The sequence below is a fragment of the Methylobacterium sp. ap11 genome, assembly GCF_900110515.1.
Lineage (GTDB): Bacteria > Pseudomonadota > Alphaproteobacteria > Rhizobiales > Beijerinckiaceae > Methylobacterium > Methylobacterium ajmalii.
Window position 1 is genome coordinate 63,925 of sequence record NZ_FOEB01000023.1, and the last position, 15,868, is coordinate 79,792.

General features: G+C 72.7%; 13 protein-coding genes. 4 read left to right on the forward strand and 9 right to left on the reverse strand.

From position 1 onward, the window contains the following. Window positions 1–169 precede the first annotated feature (169 nt). Window positions 170–1,453 (reverse strand): hydroxymethylglutaryl-CoA reductase, degradative, encoded by a 1,284-nt coding sequence (locus tag BMX97_RS25245; RefSeq protein WP_091753955.1) that lies wholly within the window; start codon window positions 1,451–1,453, stop codon window positions 170–172. 199 nt (window positions 1,454–1,652) lie between these two features. Between BMX97_RS25245 and BMX97_RS25250 the strand changes: the two genes are divergently transcribed. Next, window positions 1,653–3,041, forward strand: coding sequence for an aminotransferase-like domain-containing protein (locus tag BMX97_RS25250; RefSeq protein WP_091753956.1), 1,389 nt, complete (start codon window positions 1,653–1,655; stop codon window positions 3,039–3,041). Between the two features lie 23 nt (window positions 3,042–3,064). On the opposite strand, the gene xylB is transcribed toward BMX97_RS25250, so the two are convergent. The 8 genes from xylB to BMX97_RS25290 all read right to left on the reverse strand — a co-directional run bounded on the left by xylB (window position 3,065) and on the right by BMX97_RS25290 (window position 13,244). After that, window positions 3,065–4,519, reverse strand: coding sequence for a xylulokinase (gene xylB / locus BMX97_RS25255; RefSeq protein WP_091753957.1), 1,455 nt, complete (start codon window positions 4,517–4,519; stop codon window positions 3,065–3,067). A gap of 13 nt (window positions 4,520–4,532) precedes the next feature. Further along, entirely contained in the window at window positions 4,533–5,489 is a 957-nt protein-coding gene (locus BMX97_RS25260; RefSeq protein ID WP_091753958.1) for a carbohydrate kinase family protein, read from the reverse strand. A gap of 10 nt (window positions 5,490–5,499) precedes the next feature. Next, on the reverse strand, window positions 5,500–6,603 hold the full coding sequence (gene ugpC, locus BMX97_RS25265; protein ID WP_091753959.1) for an ABC transporter ATP-binding protein: 1,104 nt from the start codon (window positions 6,601–6,603) through the stop codon (window positions 5,500–5,502). 11 nt (window positions 6,604–6,614) lie between these two features. Continuing rightward, window positions 6,615–7,433 (reverse strand): carbohydrate ABC transporter permease, encoded by an 819-nt coding sequence (locus tag BMX97_RS25270; protein ID WP_091753960.1) that lies wholly within the window; start codon window positions 7,431–7,433, stop codon window positions 6,615–6,617. 1 nt (window position 7,434) lies between these two features. Further along, window positions 7,435–8,334, reverse strand: coding sequence for a carbohydrate ABC transporter permease (locus BMX97_RS25275; protein ID WP_091753961.1), 900 nt, complete (start codon window positions 8,332–8,334; stop codon window positions 7,435–7,437). Window positions 8,335–8,699: 365 nt separating this feature from the next. Beyond that, window positions 8,700–10,001, reverse strand: a complete 1,302-nt coding sequence (locus BMX97_RS25280) for an ABC transporter substrate-binding protein (protein WP_091753962.1) — start codon at window positions 9,999–10,001, stop codon at window positions 8,700–8,702. Window positions 10,002–10,277: 276 nt separating this feature from the next. Beyond that, on the reverse strand, window positions 10,278–11,768 hold the full coding sequence (locus BMX97_RS25285; RefSeq protein WP_091753963.1) for a mannitol dehydrogenase family protein: 1,491 nt from the start codon (window positions 11,766–11,768) through the stop codon (window positions 10,278–10,280). A 105-nt stretch (window positions 11,769–11,873) separates the two neighbouring features. Then, on the reverse strand, window positions 11,874–13,244 hold the full coding sequence (locus BMX97_RS25290; RefSeq protein ID WP_091753964.1) for a globin-coupled sensor protein: 1,371 nt from the start codon (window positions 13,242–13,244) through the stop codon (window positions 11,874–11,876). Between the two features lie 1,068 nt (window positions 13,245–14,312). Between BMX97_RS25290 and BMX97_RS25300 the strand changes: the two genes are divergently transcribed. Genes BMX97_RS25300 through BMX97_RS25310 form a run of 3 tightly spaced genes read left to right on the forward strand, consistent with a single transcriptional unit; the run spans window position 14,313 to window position 15,846 of the window. Then, on the forward strand, window positions 14,313–15,272 hold the full coding sequence (locus BMX97_RS25300) for a hypothetical protein (RefSeq protein WP_091753966.1): 960 nt from the start codon (window positions 14,313–14,315) through the stop codon (window positions 15,270–15,272). After that, complete coding sequence (locus BMX97_RS25305; RefSeq protein WP_091753967.1) at window positions 15,269–15,547, forward strand: hypothetical protein; 279 nt, start codon at window positions 15,269–15,271, stop codon at window positions 15,545–15,547. The genes BMX97_RS25300 and BMX97_RS25305 overlap by 4 nt, the downstream gene beginning before the upstream one ends. Further along, on the forward strand, window positions 15,544–15,846 hold the full coding sequence (locus tag BMX97_RS25310; RefSeq protein WP_091753968.1) for a hypothetical protein: 303 nt from the start codon (window positions 15,544–15,546) through the stop codon (window positions 15,844–15,846). Before BMX97_RS25305 ends, BMX97_RS25310 begins: the two co-directional genes overlap by 4 nt. Window positions 15,847–15,868: the final 22 nt, after the last annotated feature.

The window sequence follows — 15,868 nt, forward strand, 5'->3', positions numbered from 1 at the left end:
GAGACCTCATCCCGAGGTGATGCCGCGTGCGGCAGCCTCGAAGGAGGGCTCCAGTGATCTCGGAGACTTCTGGAGCCCTCCTTCGAGGTCGGTCGATCTTTGATCGACTGACGCCTCGGGATGAGGTCGTGGGTGGGATGAGGTTGCAGGAGACAGGATCGGAGGGCTCCTACCCCCTGCGCATCTCCCCCAGGACCTCCTGCGCCACGTCGATCCGCACCAGGCGCCGCTCGACCAGCACGCGGGCCACCGCCTCGATCTCCTCGCCGAGCGCGCCCGCCATCATGGCGATGTTCTGGGCGTGGAGCGCCATGTGGCCCTTCTGGATGCCCGTGGTGGCGAGCGCCTTGAGGGCGGAGAAGTTCTGCGCCAGCCCCACCGCGGCGATGATCCGGGCCAGGCGCTCGGCGGTCGTCGCCCCGAGGATCTTCAGGCAGGCCTGCGCGGTCGGGTGGAGCTTCGTCGCCCCGCCGACGAGGCCCACGGCCAGCGGCAGCTCGATCGAGGCGCTGAGGTCGCCCGACGCCGTGACCTCGTAGCGGGTGAGGCTGGTGTAGCGGCCCGAGCGGGCGGCGTAGGCATGGGCGCCCGCCTCGATCGCCCGGGTGTCGTTGCCGGTGGCGAGCACCACGGCGTCGATGCCGTTCATGATGCCCTTGTTGTGGGTCGCGGCCCGGTAGGGGTCGGCCTCGGCGAGGTGGTAGGCGCTGACGATGCCGTCGCGCACCTCCGGCCCGCCGATCGCGTCGGTGCGCCAGACCGCGTGCGCCCGGGCGAGGCGCCGGTCGGCGAGGTTCGAGAGGATGCGCAGGTAGACCCGGCCGCCGCTCCAGCCGGCGATATGGGGGGCCACCGCCTCCGCCATGGTGTTGACGGCGTTCGCCCCCATGGCATCGCGGGTGTCGACGATGAGGTGGGTCACCACCATCGGGCCGCCCAACGTGTCGAGCACCCGCACCTCGACGTCGCGCAGGCCGCCGCCGAGGCGCACCAGCACGGGATCGCAGGCATCGCACAGGGCGCGCAGGGCCTCGCGCTGCTCCAGGATGCGCAGGCGGGCCGCGTACGGGTCGCTCACCCCGACGACCTGCACCTGCGCGATCATCAGGTTGCCGGAGACCGAGGTGGTGAAGCCGGTCTCGTAGACCTGGCGCGCGGCGTTGCAGACCGCGGCCACCACCGAGGATTCCTCGGTCGCCATCGGGATCAGCACGTCCTCGCCGTCGATCTTCATGTTGGTGGCGATGCCGACGGGGACGTTCATCGTGCCGACGACGTTCTCGATCAGCCGGTCGGCGAGGTCGGGGGCGAGGTTGCCGAACTCGGCGAGGTGGGCGACCTCCGGCCCGGACAGGTCGGCGAAGGCGGCCACGAGGTCGAGGCGCTCGCGGGGGCTCTTGGTGTGGAAGCCGGCGATGCGCGAGGTGCGGTTCGCCCGGGACGTGGTCTGCATGGAAGCCTGCTGCCGGTTGATCGCCGAGGGCGGTCCGCGCGGGCCGGAGCGGGGGCGGCCGCATCCCGCGGCCTCCTGTCGGCATCTCTCCCCGGTCCGGGCCCGTGAGATCTTGCCCGTTGCCCGCACCGTACCCAGCCGTGCCCAGCCGGCAAGGAACGCTTTGCGCCTTAATCGGAGTGACCGTACCCTCCGCGACATGGATACGGTCGCGAATCCCGAACCCCGCACCCGCGTCGAGCAGGTGGCGGCCAGCCTGGCGGAGGGCATCGACCGCGGGCTCCTGCGGGCGGGCGAGCGCCTGCCCTCGATCCGGGCGGCGGCGGCGCGCTTCGCGGTGTCGAAGAACACCGCGGTCAACGCCTACGAGCGCCTCGTCGCCTCGGGGCGGGTCGAGAGCAGGCCGGGCTCGGGCTTCTACGTCTCGGGCCGCCGGCCGGCGCCGGCGGCACCCCCGGGCCCCGTCCCGGTCGCGGCGGTGGACAGCGTCTGGCTCCTGCGCGAGCAGCTGGACCGGCACTACGACGTGCGGGTCGGCGACGGGCGCCCGCCGCCCTCCTGGATGGAGAGCCTGGAGCTCGGCCGCCGCCTGCGGCCCTCGGCGGCGGCGGCGCACGAGAGCTACGGCAGCCCGGACGGCGACCCGCCGCTGCGCCGCAGCCTCGCCCTGATGCTCGCCGAGCGCTCGATCCAGGCCGGGCCGGAGGCGGTGCTGCTCACCTCGGGCGCCAACCACGCCCTCGACCTGATCATCCGCCAGTTCGTGGCGCCGGGCGAGCCGGTGCTGGTCGATTCCCCCGGCTACTACCCGCTGTTCGGCAAGCTGCGGCTCGCCAAGGCCCGGATCGTCGGGGTGCGGCGCGGCCCGACCGGGCCGGACGTCGCCCATCTCGACGAAGTGGCGCGGGGAAGCGGCGCGCGGCTGTTCTTCACCCACTCGCTCGCCCACAACCCGACCGGCTGCTCGCTCACCCTGCCGGTCGCCCATAGGCTGCTCCAGCGCGCCGCCGCCCTCGACCTGCGGATCGTCGAGAGCGACCCCTTCGCGGACGTCCTGCCCCCCGGCCAGCCGCGGCTCGCCGCGCTCGACCAGCTCGAGCGGGTGATCTACGTCGGCACCTTCGCCAAGACCCTCTCGGCGAGCCTGCGTTGCGGCTACGTCGCGGCGCGCCCGGACATCGTCGCGGCCCTGCGCGACCTCAAGATGGTGACGAGCGTCAACAGCTCGGGCTTCGTCGAGCGCATCGTCCACGACCTGATCGAGAGCGGGCGCTACCGCCGCCACCTGCGCCGCCTCGCGAGCCGGATCGAGGCGGCGGCCTTGCAGGGCCGGACCGTCCTGCAGGAGCTGGGCCTGCCGGTCTTCGGCGAGCCGCGGGGCGGCTACTACCTCTGGTGCGGGCTGCCGTTGGCCTGCGACCTCGACGCCCTGTCCCGCCGCGCCGCCGCCCGCGGCATCCTGATCGCGCCGGGCGGCCTCTTCCTGCCCGAGGGCCCGAGCGGACCGCCGATGATGCGGGTCAACGTGGCCTATCTCGGCGACCCGCGCTTCGCGCGCTTCCTGCGCGAGGAGGCCGCGGGCGGGTGAGCGGTCGTCTCGTGCCGCGAGCCTCAGCCCGCGAGCGCCCGCAGGGCCGGGTAGAGGCTGCGGTAGCGCGCGAGCCGCTCGGCATAGGCCGGCACGAGCGCGGGATCGGGCATCACGGTCGCCCCGCGCGCGGGCGGCGTGCAGAGCGCCTCGGGCGCCTCCCCGGTGACCGCCAGACGGGCGAGGCGCGCCGCCCCGAAGGCGCCGCCGTGCTCGCCCTCGGCGAGCGGGCTCAGGGGCAGGTCGAGGACGCTCGCCAGGATGCGGATCCAGGCCGGCGAGCGCGAGCCGCCGCCGATGACGTCGGCGGCCTCGATCCGCGTGCCCGAGGCGCGCAGGGCGTCGAGGCCGTCGCGCAGCGAGAAGGCCACGCCCTCCATCACGGCCTGGGTCAGGGCCGGCCGCTCGGTGCCCGCCGACAGCCCCGCGAAGGCGCCCCGCACCGCGCCGTCGTTGTGCGGCGTGCGCTCGCCCGCGAGGTAGGGCAGGAACAGGGCCTCGCTCGGCCGCGCGACGGGGCCCACCTCCGCCACCAGGCTCGCCTCGTCCCGGCCTACGACGCCGGCCCACCAGGCCAGCGAGGCGGCGGCCGAGAGGGTCACGCCCATCTGGTGCCACAGGCCCGGGAGCGCGTGGCAGAAGGCATGGACCGCGCCCTCCGGGTAGGGCCGCGCGCCGTCGGTGACGGCAAACAGTACCCCGGAGGTGCCGAGGGACACGAAGGCGTCGCCCGGCCGGATCGCCCCGAGCCCGACCGCGCCGGCGGCGTTGTCGCCCGCCCCGCCGGCGAAGAGCGGCGGCGTCGCCATGCCCCAGGCCCGCGCGAGGTCCGCGCGCAGGCGTCCCGCCGGGGCGGAGCCCTCGACGAGGCGCGGCATCGCGCTCGCGGCGAGCCCGGTGGCGGCCAGCGCCTCGGGCGACCAGGCGCGAGCCGCGACATCGAGCCAGAGCGTGCCGGAGGCGTCCGACATCTCCTCGACCGCCTCGCCGGAGAGCGCCAGGCGCAGCCACGCCTTCGGCAGGAGGACGCGGGCCACCTTCGAGAAGATCTCGGGCTCGTGCGCGCGCACCCAGAGCAGCTTCGGGGCGGTGAAGCCCGGCATGGCGATGTTGCCGGCGACCCGGCGCAGGTCCGGGAACGCCGCCTCGAGCGCGGCGCATTCGGCGGTGGCGCGGGTGTCGTTCCACAGGATGCAGGGGCGCAGCACGCGGTCCTCGGCGTCGAGGAGCACCGCCCCGTGCTGCTGGCCCGACAGGCCGATGCCGCGGACCGCCGCGAGTTCGGCCGGGTGGCGGTCCTTCAGGGTGCCGAGCGCCTGCTCCAGGGCCGCCCACCACTGCGCCGGGTCCTGCTCGCTCCAGCCCGGATGCGGGCGGCTGACGGTGAGCGGCGCGGTGGCGCTGCCGACGACGCGTTGCACCTCGTCGACGAGCACGGCCTTCAGGCCGGAGGTGCCGAGATCGAGACCGAGATACATCGCGCCACCGGGTTCAGGAGAGGGCCGCCAGGAGGTCGGCGCGGGTCGGCAGGTCGGCGCCGAGCCGGGTGCAGGTGATGCCCGCTGCCGCCGCTGCCTCGGACAGGATGTCCCGCAGGGCGTCGGCGTCGAGGTGAAGCAGCGCGTCGCGCGCGAGCCGGCCGTCCCGGTCGAGGCGGGCCAGCAGCGCGGCGTGGAAGGTGTCGCCGGCCCCCACCGTGTCGATCACCGCGACCCTGCGCCCCGGCACCGCGACCGTCCCGCCCGCGTGGTAGGCCCGCGCCCCGTCGGGACCGGCGGTGACGACGACGAGGGCGACGCCAGCCTGGAGCCAGCCCTGCGCGATGCTCCCCTCGTCGGCCCCCACCCCGTAGGCCGCCCGCAGGTCCTCGTCCGAGAGCTTGATGATGTCGGCCTGCGCCGCGAGGTCGGCGAACCGCGCGTGCCAGCGATCGAGATCCGGGATCAGGCCGAGGCGCAGGTTCGGGTCGAGGCTGATCACCCGCCGCCGCGCCTCGCGGGCGGCGAGCGCCGCGTAGGCCGTGCCGACGGGCTCGGCCACCAGCGAGAACGACCCCATGGCGATCGCCCTGACCGCCTCGGGCAGGGAAGCCGGCAGGTCGGCGACGGCGAGGTCGGCATGGGCGCAGGATTGAGCGTGGAAGCTGTAGGCCGGGTGGCCGTCGGCGCCGGTCGACACGACGGCGAGCGGGGTCGGCCGCCGGCTCTCCTTGGCGAAGGCGAGGTCGACGCCCTCCGCCGCCAGCCGGTCGGCCAGCATCCGCCCGAAGGCGTCGGAGGACAGGCCGGCCAGGAAGCCGCTCTCCGCCCCGAGCCGGCGCAGGCCGATCGCCAGGTTGAACGGCGAGCCGCCCGCCACCGCGAGCGCCGGCAGGCCGCCGCGGTCGGGCGCCGGGCGGACGGTCTCGACGAACAGGTCGATCAGCGCTTCGCCGCAGACCAGGATCATGGGGGTGTCCTCACGCCGCCAGCGGGTGGCGCGACCGGTGCGGCAGGGCGCGGCCGTCGCCGTCGAAGAGGTGGGTCGCGCCCGGGTCGATCGTCAGCCGGATCGTCTCGCCGGTGCGCATGGAGGCGCTGCCCTCGATCTGGGCGACGACCGTCGCGCCGCCCGCGACCGTCACATGCGCCAGCGTCAGGCCGCCGAGGCGCTCGACATGGGTCACCTCGCCGGCGAGCGCCCCGTCCGTTCCCGGCTTCAGCGCCTCGGGGCGGATGCCCAGCGTCACGGTGGCGCCGGGCGCGGCGCGGGCGCCGTCGACCGGCACCACCACCTCGCCGCCGCCGGGCAGCGCCACCCGCACGCCGGCCGGGTCGGGCCCAGTCGCGCGCACCGGCAGGAGGTTCATGCGCGGGCTGCCGATGAAGCCGGCGACGAACAGGTTCGCCGGGTGATGGTAGAGTTCGAGCGGCGAGCCGACCTGCTCGATGCGCCCGGCATTGAGCACCACGATCTTGTCGGCCATCGTCATCGCCTCGACCTGGTCGTGGGTGACGTAGATCATCGTGGCGTTAAGGTCGCGGTGGAGCCGCGCCAGCTCGATCCGCATCTGGCCGCGCAGCGCCGCGTCGAGGTTCGAGAGCGGCTCGTCGAACAGGAAGATCTTGGGGTGGCGCACGATGGCGCGCCCGATCGCGACGCGCTGGCGCTGGCCACCGGACAGGTCCTTCGGCTTGCGGTCGAGATAGGCGTCGAGCTGGAGGATGCGCGAAGCCTCCGCCACCTTGGCGGCGCGCTCGGCCTTGGACGCACCGGCGAGCTTGAGGGCGAAGGCCATGTTGTCGCGCACGCTCATGTGCGGATAGAGCGCGTAGGACTGGAACACCATGGCGAGCCCGCGGTCGGCCGGGCCGACCTCGTTGACCCTGGCGCCGTCGATGAAGAGATCCCCGTCGGTGATCTCCTCAAGACCGGCGATCATCCGCAGGAGCGTCGACTTCCCGCAGCCGGACGGGCCGACGAAGACCGCGAATTCGCGGTCGGCGATGTCGAGGTCGACGCCCTTGATGATCTCGGCGTCGCCGTAGCTCTTGCGCAGACCGCGGAGGCGAAGGGTGGCCATGGCGAGGGCTCCTACTTGACGGCGCCGAAGGTGAGGCCGCGCACCAGCTGGCGCTGCGACAGCCAGCCGAAGACCAGGATCGGCGCCACCGCCACCGTCGAGGCGGCGGACAGCTTGGCGAAGAACAGGCCCTGCGGGCTCGAGAACGAGGCGATGAAGGCGGTGAGCGGGGCCGCCGCCGACGAGGTCAGGTTGAGGCTCCAGAACGCCTCGTTCCAGCACAGGATCAGCGACAGGAGGCCCGTCGAGGCGACGCCCGGCAGGGTCAGCGGGAGAAGCAGGTGCCAGACCTCGGCGCCGGTGCGCGCCCCGTCCATCCGCCCGGCCTCCAGGATGTCGTGCGGCACCTCCTTGAAGAAGGTGAACAGCATCCAGACCACGATCGGCAGGTTCATCAGCGTGTAGACGACGATGAGGCCGATCCGGGTATCGAGGAGCCCGAGGGTGCGGAACACCAGGTAGATCGGCACCAGCACGCCGACCGAGGGCAGCATCTTGGTCGACAGCATCCACAGAAGCGTCGAGCGGGTGCGCTTCGTCGGGTGGAAGGCCATGACGTAGGCCGCCGGAATCGCCAGCGCCAGCGCCAGCACGGTGCCGCCGACCGAGATCAGCACCGAGTTGAGCGCGAAGGACAGGTAGTCGGCCCGGGCGAGCACGTCGCCGTAGCTCTGCAGCGTCGGCGTGAAGGTCAGCGACGGGTTCACCGCCTCCGGCTCGCTCTTGAGGCTGGTGAGCAGCATCCACAACAGGGGGAAGAACAGCACGAAGGCCGCGCCCCAGCCGAGCACCGCGATGCCGACGCGCTTCGGGAGACTCTGCTTGACCATCCTACACCTCCAGCCGGCGCGCGATGGTGCGCACGAGGAAGAACGCCACGATGTTGGCGAGGATGATCGCCACCACGCCGCCGGCCGAGGCGCCGCCGACGTCGTATTGCAGCAGCGCGCGGGCGTAGATCAGGAAAGCGAGGTTGGTGGTGGCGTTGCCGGGCCCGCCCGCGGTCGTCACGTAGATCTCGGCGAAGACGGTGAGCAAAAAAATCGTCTCGATCATCACCACCACGCTGATCGCCCGCGAGAGGTGCGGCAGCACGATGTAGACGAACTGCGCCAGCGCCCCGGCCCCGTCCATGCGGGCGGCCTCGAGCTGCTCGCGGTCGAGGGACTGGACGGCGGTGAGCAGGATGAGCAGCGCGAAGGGCAGCCACTCCCACGACACGATCAGGATGACCGAGACGAGCGGGTAATCGGCGAACCAGTCGACGGCCGGCAGGCCGAGCGCGCGAGCCACGGCGCCGAAGACGCCGTAGATCGGGTGCATCATCAGGTTCTTCCAGATCAGCGCCGCGACGGTGGGCATGACGAAGAACGGCGCGATCGCGAACAGCCGGGCGAGGTTGCGGCCCGGGAACGGCTGGTCGAACAGGACCGCCAGCAGCGTGCCGCCCACCACCGTGATCGCCAGCACCGAGCCGACGAGGACGAGGGTGTTGGTGAGCGAGGCCCAGAAATCCGGATCGGTGACCAGGAACTCGTAATTGTCGATGCCCGCGAAGCCCGTCACCGTCGGGTCGAGCAGGTTGTAGCGCTGGAGCGAGAACCACACGGTCATCACCAGCGGCACGATCATCCAGATCAGCAGCACGGTGACCGAGGGGCCGATGAACGGCAGGCCGTTGAAGCGGCGGCCCTTCACGGGGGCGGGTGCCGGGGTGGTGAGGGTGGACATGGCCGTCGTCGCCTCGCGTGGGTTTGATGTCGTCGCGGTCGATCCGGGCCAGACTGCCTGATTGCCGGACGAGGCGCGGGTTTCTCCTCTCCCCGCGGGCGGGGAGAGGGCCGTGTCTCCGTTCAGGAGACGCGGCAAGCGCAGGCGAAAGCCGGAGCGAGGGTGAGGGGGGCTCGCCGAGCGAGGCTCCTCCGGAAGCCCCCCCTCACCTTCGGCTTCCGCCTCGCTTTGGTGACGACAAGGTCACCAAAGCCCTCTCCCCGCCCGCGGGGAGAGGGGGGGTGCGCGTCACCCCTGTGCCAGTCAGCAAACCTAACTGGGGACGAGGATCCAGCACCGTTCCCATCCCGGGATCGATATTCGGCCTACTTCGGATACCCCGCCTGGCGCATCGTCCGCTCGGTCGCCGATTGCGCGGCCTTCAGCGCCGCGTCGACCGTCTGCTGGCCGGTCAGCGTCGCCGCGACCGTCTGGCCGACCTGGGTGCCGATGCCCTGGAACTCGGGGATCGCCACGAACTGCGCCCCCGTATAGGGCCGCGGGTTCCGGGTCTGGCCGCTCGGGTTGGCGCTGTCGATCGCCTTCAGGACGAAGCCCGCGAAGGGCGCGGCCTTCTGATAGTCGGGCGACTTGTAGGTCGATTCGCGGGTGCCCGGCGGCACCGCGACCCAGCCGTTCTCCTTGGCCACCCTCTCGACATAGGCCTTGCTGGTCGCCCAGGCGACGAAGGTCTTGGCGGCGTCCTTCTGCTTGGAGGAGGCCGGGATGCCGAGGTTCCAGCTCCACAGCCAGGTCGGCCCGCCCTTGAAGGTGCCGACCGGCATCGGCGCGAAGGCGACCTTGTCGGCGACCTGCGACTGCTTCGGATCGTAGAGCAGGCCGGCCGCGACGGTCGAGTCGATCCACATCGCGCAGCGGCCGCTGGCGAACAGCGCCAGGTTCTCGTTGAAGCCGTTCGAGGTCGCGCCGGGCGGACCGTAGTTCTTCAGGACGTCGGTGTAGTAGGTGAGCGCGGTCTTCCACTCCGGCGTGTCGATCGTGGTCTTCCAGCCCTCGCCGAACCACTGGCCGCCGAAGGTGTTCACCAGCGAGGTGACGTAGGCCATGTTCTCGCCCCAGCCCGGCTTGCCGCGCAGGCAGATGCCGTAGGTCTGGTTCGCCTTGTCGGTGAGCTTGGCGGCGAAGCCCTTGATCTCGTCGTAGGTCGGCGCCTCCGGCATGGTCAGGCCGGCCTTGTCGAACAGGTCCTTGCGATAATAGGTCATCGCGCTCTCGGCGTAGAACGGCAGCGCGTAGAGCTTGCCGTCCCGGCTCACGCCGTCGCGGACGGTCTTGAGGAGGTCGCCCGCGTCGTAATCGGCCGGCAGGCCGTCCATCGGCTCGAGCCAGTTTTGACGCGCCCAGATCGGCACCTCGTAATTGCCGATGGTCAGCACGTCGAACTGGCCGGCCTTGGTGGCGATGTCGGTGGTCACGCGCTGGCGCAGCACGTTCTCCTCGAGCACCACCCAGCGCAGCTTGATGTCCGGATGCGCCTTCTCGAAGGCCGGGGCCAGCTTCTGCATCACCACCATGTCGCCGTTGTTGACGGTGGCGATGGTGAGGGTGGACTCCGCGAGCGCCGGTGTGCCGGCGAGGAGGGAAGCGGCGAGCACCAGGGGTTGCATCCGTCTCACGTCGTGTCCTCCCGTCGCGCCGTTCTTCCCGAGAGGGACGGCCTTGTGCGCGATTGGTGAGGGTCCGCCGGGTTGGCGTCAAGTCGGGACGAGCCGCGTCGGTACCGCTGCGGCATCGTCGTCCACGGGGTTTCAGCGAAGGATGCCCAATGTCGGGTCGACCGCAACACCGCAGAGAAATGCACCCGTGCGTCGGCGAAGATCCCCTCTCCCGGATGGGAGAGGGTGGCCTGTGCTATCCCTCGACATCGGTGATACTGAGCCGGCTCACCCCGCCCGTCGCGCCGCCTCGTCGAGCGTCGCCTGGATGCCCTGTCCGTCGAGCATCCCGAGCCATTCCGCGACGGGCGTGACGAGGCGCGGGTCGTCGCCGAGCTCGCCGAAGAGCGGGCGGATGGACAGCAGCGGGCGCGGGTCGGAGCCGCCCGCGACCGCCGTCTCGCGCAGCAGCGCCGCCATCGGGTGGCGGATCTCGATCGCCTCGCCGCGCTCGTCCACGCCCCGCACCCGGCGCAGCCAGGCGGCGAGCGCGAGCGCCAGGAACTCGACGCTGCCGCCCTGCTCCAGCCGGCCGCGGATCGGGTCGACCAGCACGTTGAGCGGCGCGTCGGTGTTGACCCGTTCCACCGTGTCGCGGATCGCCGGGTTGGCGAAGCGGGCGACGAGGGTGCGCTTGTAGTCGGCGAGGTCGATCCCCGGGACCGGCGGCACGGTCGGGCCGGTCTCGCGGTCCATGAGCGCGGTCATGATTGCGGCGATGCGCGGATCCGCCATCGCTTCGTCGATGGTGACGTAGCCGGCGAGCCGCCCCAGCCCCGAGACCGCGAGGTGGCTTCCGTTGAGGAGCCTGAGCTTCATGAACTCGTAGGGCGCGACGTCCTCCACGAACTGCGCGCCGACCGTCTCCCAGGCCGGCCGGCCGGCAGGGAAGCGGTCCTCGATCACCCACTGGGTGAAGGTCTCGCTGAAGACCGGCCAGGCGTCGGAAAGGCCGTGGCGGGTGGCGAGCGCGTCCACGTCCGCGGGCGCCGTCACCGGGGTGATCCGGTCGACCATGGTCGACGGGAAGACGACCTCGGCGGCGATCCAGTCGGCGAGATTCGGGTCGCGCAGGCGGGCGAGCGCCACCACGGCGTCGCGCAGGACGTCGCCGTTGTGCTGGATGTTGTCGCAGGTGAGCGGGGTGAAGGGCGCCACGCCGGCGTCGCGCCGCCGCCGCAGGGCCTCGACGATCACGCCGATCGCGCTCCTCGGCTGCGCCGGCGCGGCGAGGTCGGCGCGGATCAGCGGATGGTCGGGATCGAGCCGCTTCGTCGCCGGGTCGAGGCAGTAGCCGTTCTCGGTCACCGTCAGGCTGACGATGCGGATCGCCGGGTCGTCGATGGCGTCGAGGACCGCCGCGGTGCTCTCGCCCGCGAAGGCGATTCCGGCGAGCGCACCGATCACCGTCACGGTCTCGTCCGCGCCCTCGCGCTCGACGAGGGTGTAGAGCGCGTCCTGCGGCGCCAGCGCGTCGATCATCCGCCGGTCGCCCGGCATCAGCCCGACGCCGAGGATGCCGAAGGCGAGCGCGTCCGGCTCGCGCTCCATCAGGTCGTGGGTGTAGCGGGCCATGTGCGCCCGGTGGAACCCGCCGAGGCCGAGATGGACGATGCCGGCGCGCACCCGCGCCACGTCGTAGGCGGGCACCCGCACGCTCGGGCCGAGCGAGGCCAGCGTGGCGCGACGGAGGGGCACGGGATCGCGGTCTGCGCTCATGGGTCTCGGCTCGGAGTGGCGCCGGGCGGGCGCGCCCGGCGGGGCCCCTGAATAAGCCGTCGCCGCGGCAGCGTCGATGGCCGGGAGCCGACTGGGCCGGGCGGATCAGGAGGCGGCCCGGATCTCGCCGAGGAACGCGCCGACCGCCGCGCTCATCGCCTCCGCCTGGCCTCCGAGCTCGCGGGTCGAGGCGGAGACGCGGGTCGCGACCGCGGCGGTGTCGCCCGCATCCTCGCGCACCCGGTCGATCAGGCGGGCGACCTCGTCGGTGCCGGCGCTGACGTTGCGGGTGCTGCGGGCGATCTCGGCGGTGGCCGCGCTCTGCTCCTCGACCGCCGCGCTGATCGTCGCGCTGCCGGCGCTGAGCCGCCCGATCGTGTCGCGGATGCCGGTGATGGCCTCGACCGAGCCGCCGGCGGCCGCGCGCATGCCCTCGATCTGCCCGGTGATCTGGCCGGTGGCGCGGGCGGTCTGCTGGGCCAGGGCCTTCACCTCGGCGGCGACCACCGCGAAGCCGCGCCCGGCCGCGCCGGCGCGGGCCGCCTCGATGGTGGCGTTGAGCGCCAGAAGGTTGGTCTGGTCGGCGATCGTGGTGATGAGCGTCACGACCTGGCCGACCTGGTCGACGGCCTGCGCGAGCGACGCCACCCGCGTGGCGGCTCCCTCCGCCTGCACGACCGCCTCCGCGGCGGTCGCGTGCGCGCCGCCGACCTCGCGGGCGATCTCCGCGATGGCGGCCCGGAGCTGGTCGGCCGAACACGCGACCTGCTCGGTGCCCGCCGCGGCCTCGACCACCGCGGCCGCCACCGCGGTCGCCGCCTCCATCGACCGGGCGGCGTTGCGCGACAGGGCCGCGGTGTCGTCGTCGAGGCCGCGGGCCTGGTCGGTCACCGCGCCGATCGCCGCCAGCACCCGGTCCTCGAAGACCCGCGCGAGGGCCGCGGTCCTGCGCCGGCGGCTCGCCTGCTCGGCCGCCGCGTAGGTCTCGAGCAGCACCTCGAGGTCGAGCCAGGCCGCCCGGGTGAGGGCCCCGCGCAGGGCTGTCCTGGCCTCGCCGCCGGAGGAGGCGGCCCCGAGGAAGCCCGCTCCGAGCCGGCGACGCGGGGCATCGAGGCCGAGCGCCTCGGTCAGTCCCGCCGTCACCGTCGCGTGGCAGATCGCCACCGCGTAGGCCGGCACGCCCCGGTCGTAGAACACCGTGGCCAGCCGCTCGGCGGAGGCCGCGAAGTCCGGGCCGAAATCCCCGCCCACCACCCGCACCCAATGGGCGACCCGGGCCTCGTGCACCGCGGGATCGCGCAGGGTCGCCTGGATCTCCGGCCAGGCGGCGAAGCGGCCGTTCCATTCCGCCAGCAGGGTCGGCAGGCGCTCGCGCGCGAAGCCGGCCAGCTCCCGCAGGCGGGCGCGGTCGTCCTCCGTGAGGCCGAACGTGGCGAAGCGCCGGTCTTGCGCGGCGGTGGCGGTCGCGTGATCCATGGATGGGTTGCACTCCTCACGACATGCAACTTATGGGATCTTCAAGTTAACATATGCTTTGTAAGGCCTGAGCGACGGATCGGGGCCGCTCCGGCGGGCGCATTCGACAGTGAAGAGGGCGACCGGCCACAGCAAAACCGCACCGATCGAGGGCGGGCGCAGATCTGCACGGATGTCGGATCTTCCGGCGGAACACGGCGTCGCCGGGCAACCGCCGGGACACCCTCGTCACGGTCGCGCTCCGGCCTCGCACGGGGCACAGGTCGGCCGCCCGGCAAATATCCGGCGTCGCCGATCCGGGTGAATTCTTCGCACGAGGCGGGGATGCTCGCACTTTACCTGCACGCCCGCGCCCCGCGGGAGTCGCGGTCGACCCGCCCGGATCGTGTCCCAGCATGGGGTTACCCCGGATCCGGCCTTGCCGCTCAGCAACGCCTTCGTTACCTGACGACTTCGTCCGGGACGGGGGCCACTTTCTTTGACTTGGTCGTCGGCATACGGCATAACGCCGCCGCCGAGAGGAGAACAGCGATGGCCACAAGCCACCGGGCACCCCGCTCGACCAAGGGAGACACTAGGGTCATCGTCGACCTGATCCTGTCGCACGGCGCGATTGAGCCTGCGAGGGCACGGACCATCGGATTCGACCCTGCCGATTACGATCCGGCGCAGCGGCGACGGACGACCGGCTCGGCCGCCGCTCGCGTCGACCGTAACGAGGGCGCGTTCGAGCCGATCGCGGAGCTCGCCCGGCCAGGTCCGGTTCTCCGGCAACACCTTCGTGCTCAGCCGCGTCGCGACCCGCGGAACCTCGGAGAGCCCGTTTGACTTGCGACGACACGATCGCGAGGGGATTTTCCATCCTACACTCCACCTCATCCCGAGGTGCTGGCGATCATAGATCGCAGGAGATCGAAGATCGCTGACCTCGAAGGAGGGATCCAGTGATCTCGGAGGCTTCTGGAGCCCTCCTTCGAGGTCAGTCGATCTTCAATCGACTGACACCTCAGGATGAGGTCGTGGGTGGGATAGATGATATCGGTCGGTCAAACAGGCTCGGAGAATCCCATGATGCCGCGTTTCTTTCCCCGCGCCGGCCGGCTGTTGGCCGCCCTCGGCCTGATCGCCTCCGCGTCCCTGGCGCTCGCCGCCGAGGCGGCGTTCCCGCCCGCGGGCTCCGTCGGCCTCGTGCCGCCGCCCGGCATGACGCCCGCCAAGGCCTTCGCGGGGTTCGAGCACCGCTCCGGCGCCTCGATCCTGATCGCCGAGATGCCGGCCGAGGCCTACGGCCCGCTGGTGGAGAAGTTCACCCCCGAGGCGCTGCGCGCCACCGGCTTCGAGGCGCGCGAGGCCGGCATGCCGCTGGGCGTGGCCGGCGGCGAGGGCCGGGTGTTGCGCGGCCGCCAGGCGGCCAACGGCCTCGCCTACGCCAAGTGGGTCGCGGTGGTGCGGGGCGGGACCGCCACCGGCCTCGTCACCGTGCAGGTGCCGGAGGCGGCCCGGGGGCAGGTCCCGAACGAGGCGGTCGAGGCGGCGCTCTCGACGATCGCGTTCCGTTCGCCCGGCAGCCTCGCCGACCAGATGGCGGCCCTGCCCTACGGCGTCGGCGACCTCGCGGGCTTCCGCCCGGTGCGGACCCTGATGGGCAACGCCCTGATGCTGACCGACGGACCGAAGGACATCGATTCCGACGGCGTGCAGCCGATGATCGTCGTCGCGCCCTCGCTCGGCCGCGCCGCCGTGCCCGCCGGCCAGGAAGGCGCCTTCGCCCGCAAGGCGCTGGCGAGCTTCCGCGAGATCAGGGACGTGACGGTCACCGGCGAGGAGCGCACGGCCCGCGACGGCGCGGTGGTCCATCGCCTGCGCGCCGCCGGCGTCGATCCGAAGAGCGGCCGCGCCGTCGCCCTGACGCAGACGATCCGGTTCGACCCGGCCGGATACCTGCGCATCCTCGGCCTGGCGCCCGCCGACCGGGCCGAGGCGCTCGCCCGCGCCGAGCGGGTCGCCGCCTCGGTGACGATGCGATGAGGCGGGCCGCGATCCGGGGACCGCTCCTCGCCGCCGCGCTTCTCGGCCTCGCGGGACCGGCGCGGGCCGAGGACGTCCCGCGGCTCCTGCGGGACTGGAGCGCCCTCCACGGCACCTGCCGGGGCGGGCGCGGCGACGACCCCGCCACCCCGGCGGCCTGCGAGCGTCGCGAGGCGCTCGGCCGGCGGCTCGCCGCGGCGGGCTGGTGCTACGGCCGCCCGGGCGAGGCGGGCTATCGGCGGGCCTGGCGCCCCTGCACCGGACCCGGGCGATGAGAGGCCGGCTGCTCCCCCGGCGCAACCGGCGCGTGATCGTCCTCCTCGGCGTGGCGATCGTCTGGACGCCGTTCCTGCTCCTCGTCCTCGCCATGCTGCTTGCCCGCCTGACGGGGTGCGAGGTCAACGAGGCCCGGGCGCATCCCTGCCGGGTTGCCGGCATCGACCTCGGCGGCATGCTCTACGGGATGATGATGATGGGCTGGCTCCTCATCCCGCTCGTGCCCTTCATGGTGCTCACCCTGCTCGGCGGGGCAATCGCCGGGGTGGCGGCCCTGGTGAGGCTGTGGCGGCGGTGACCGCGGCCGGACCACGGGATGG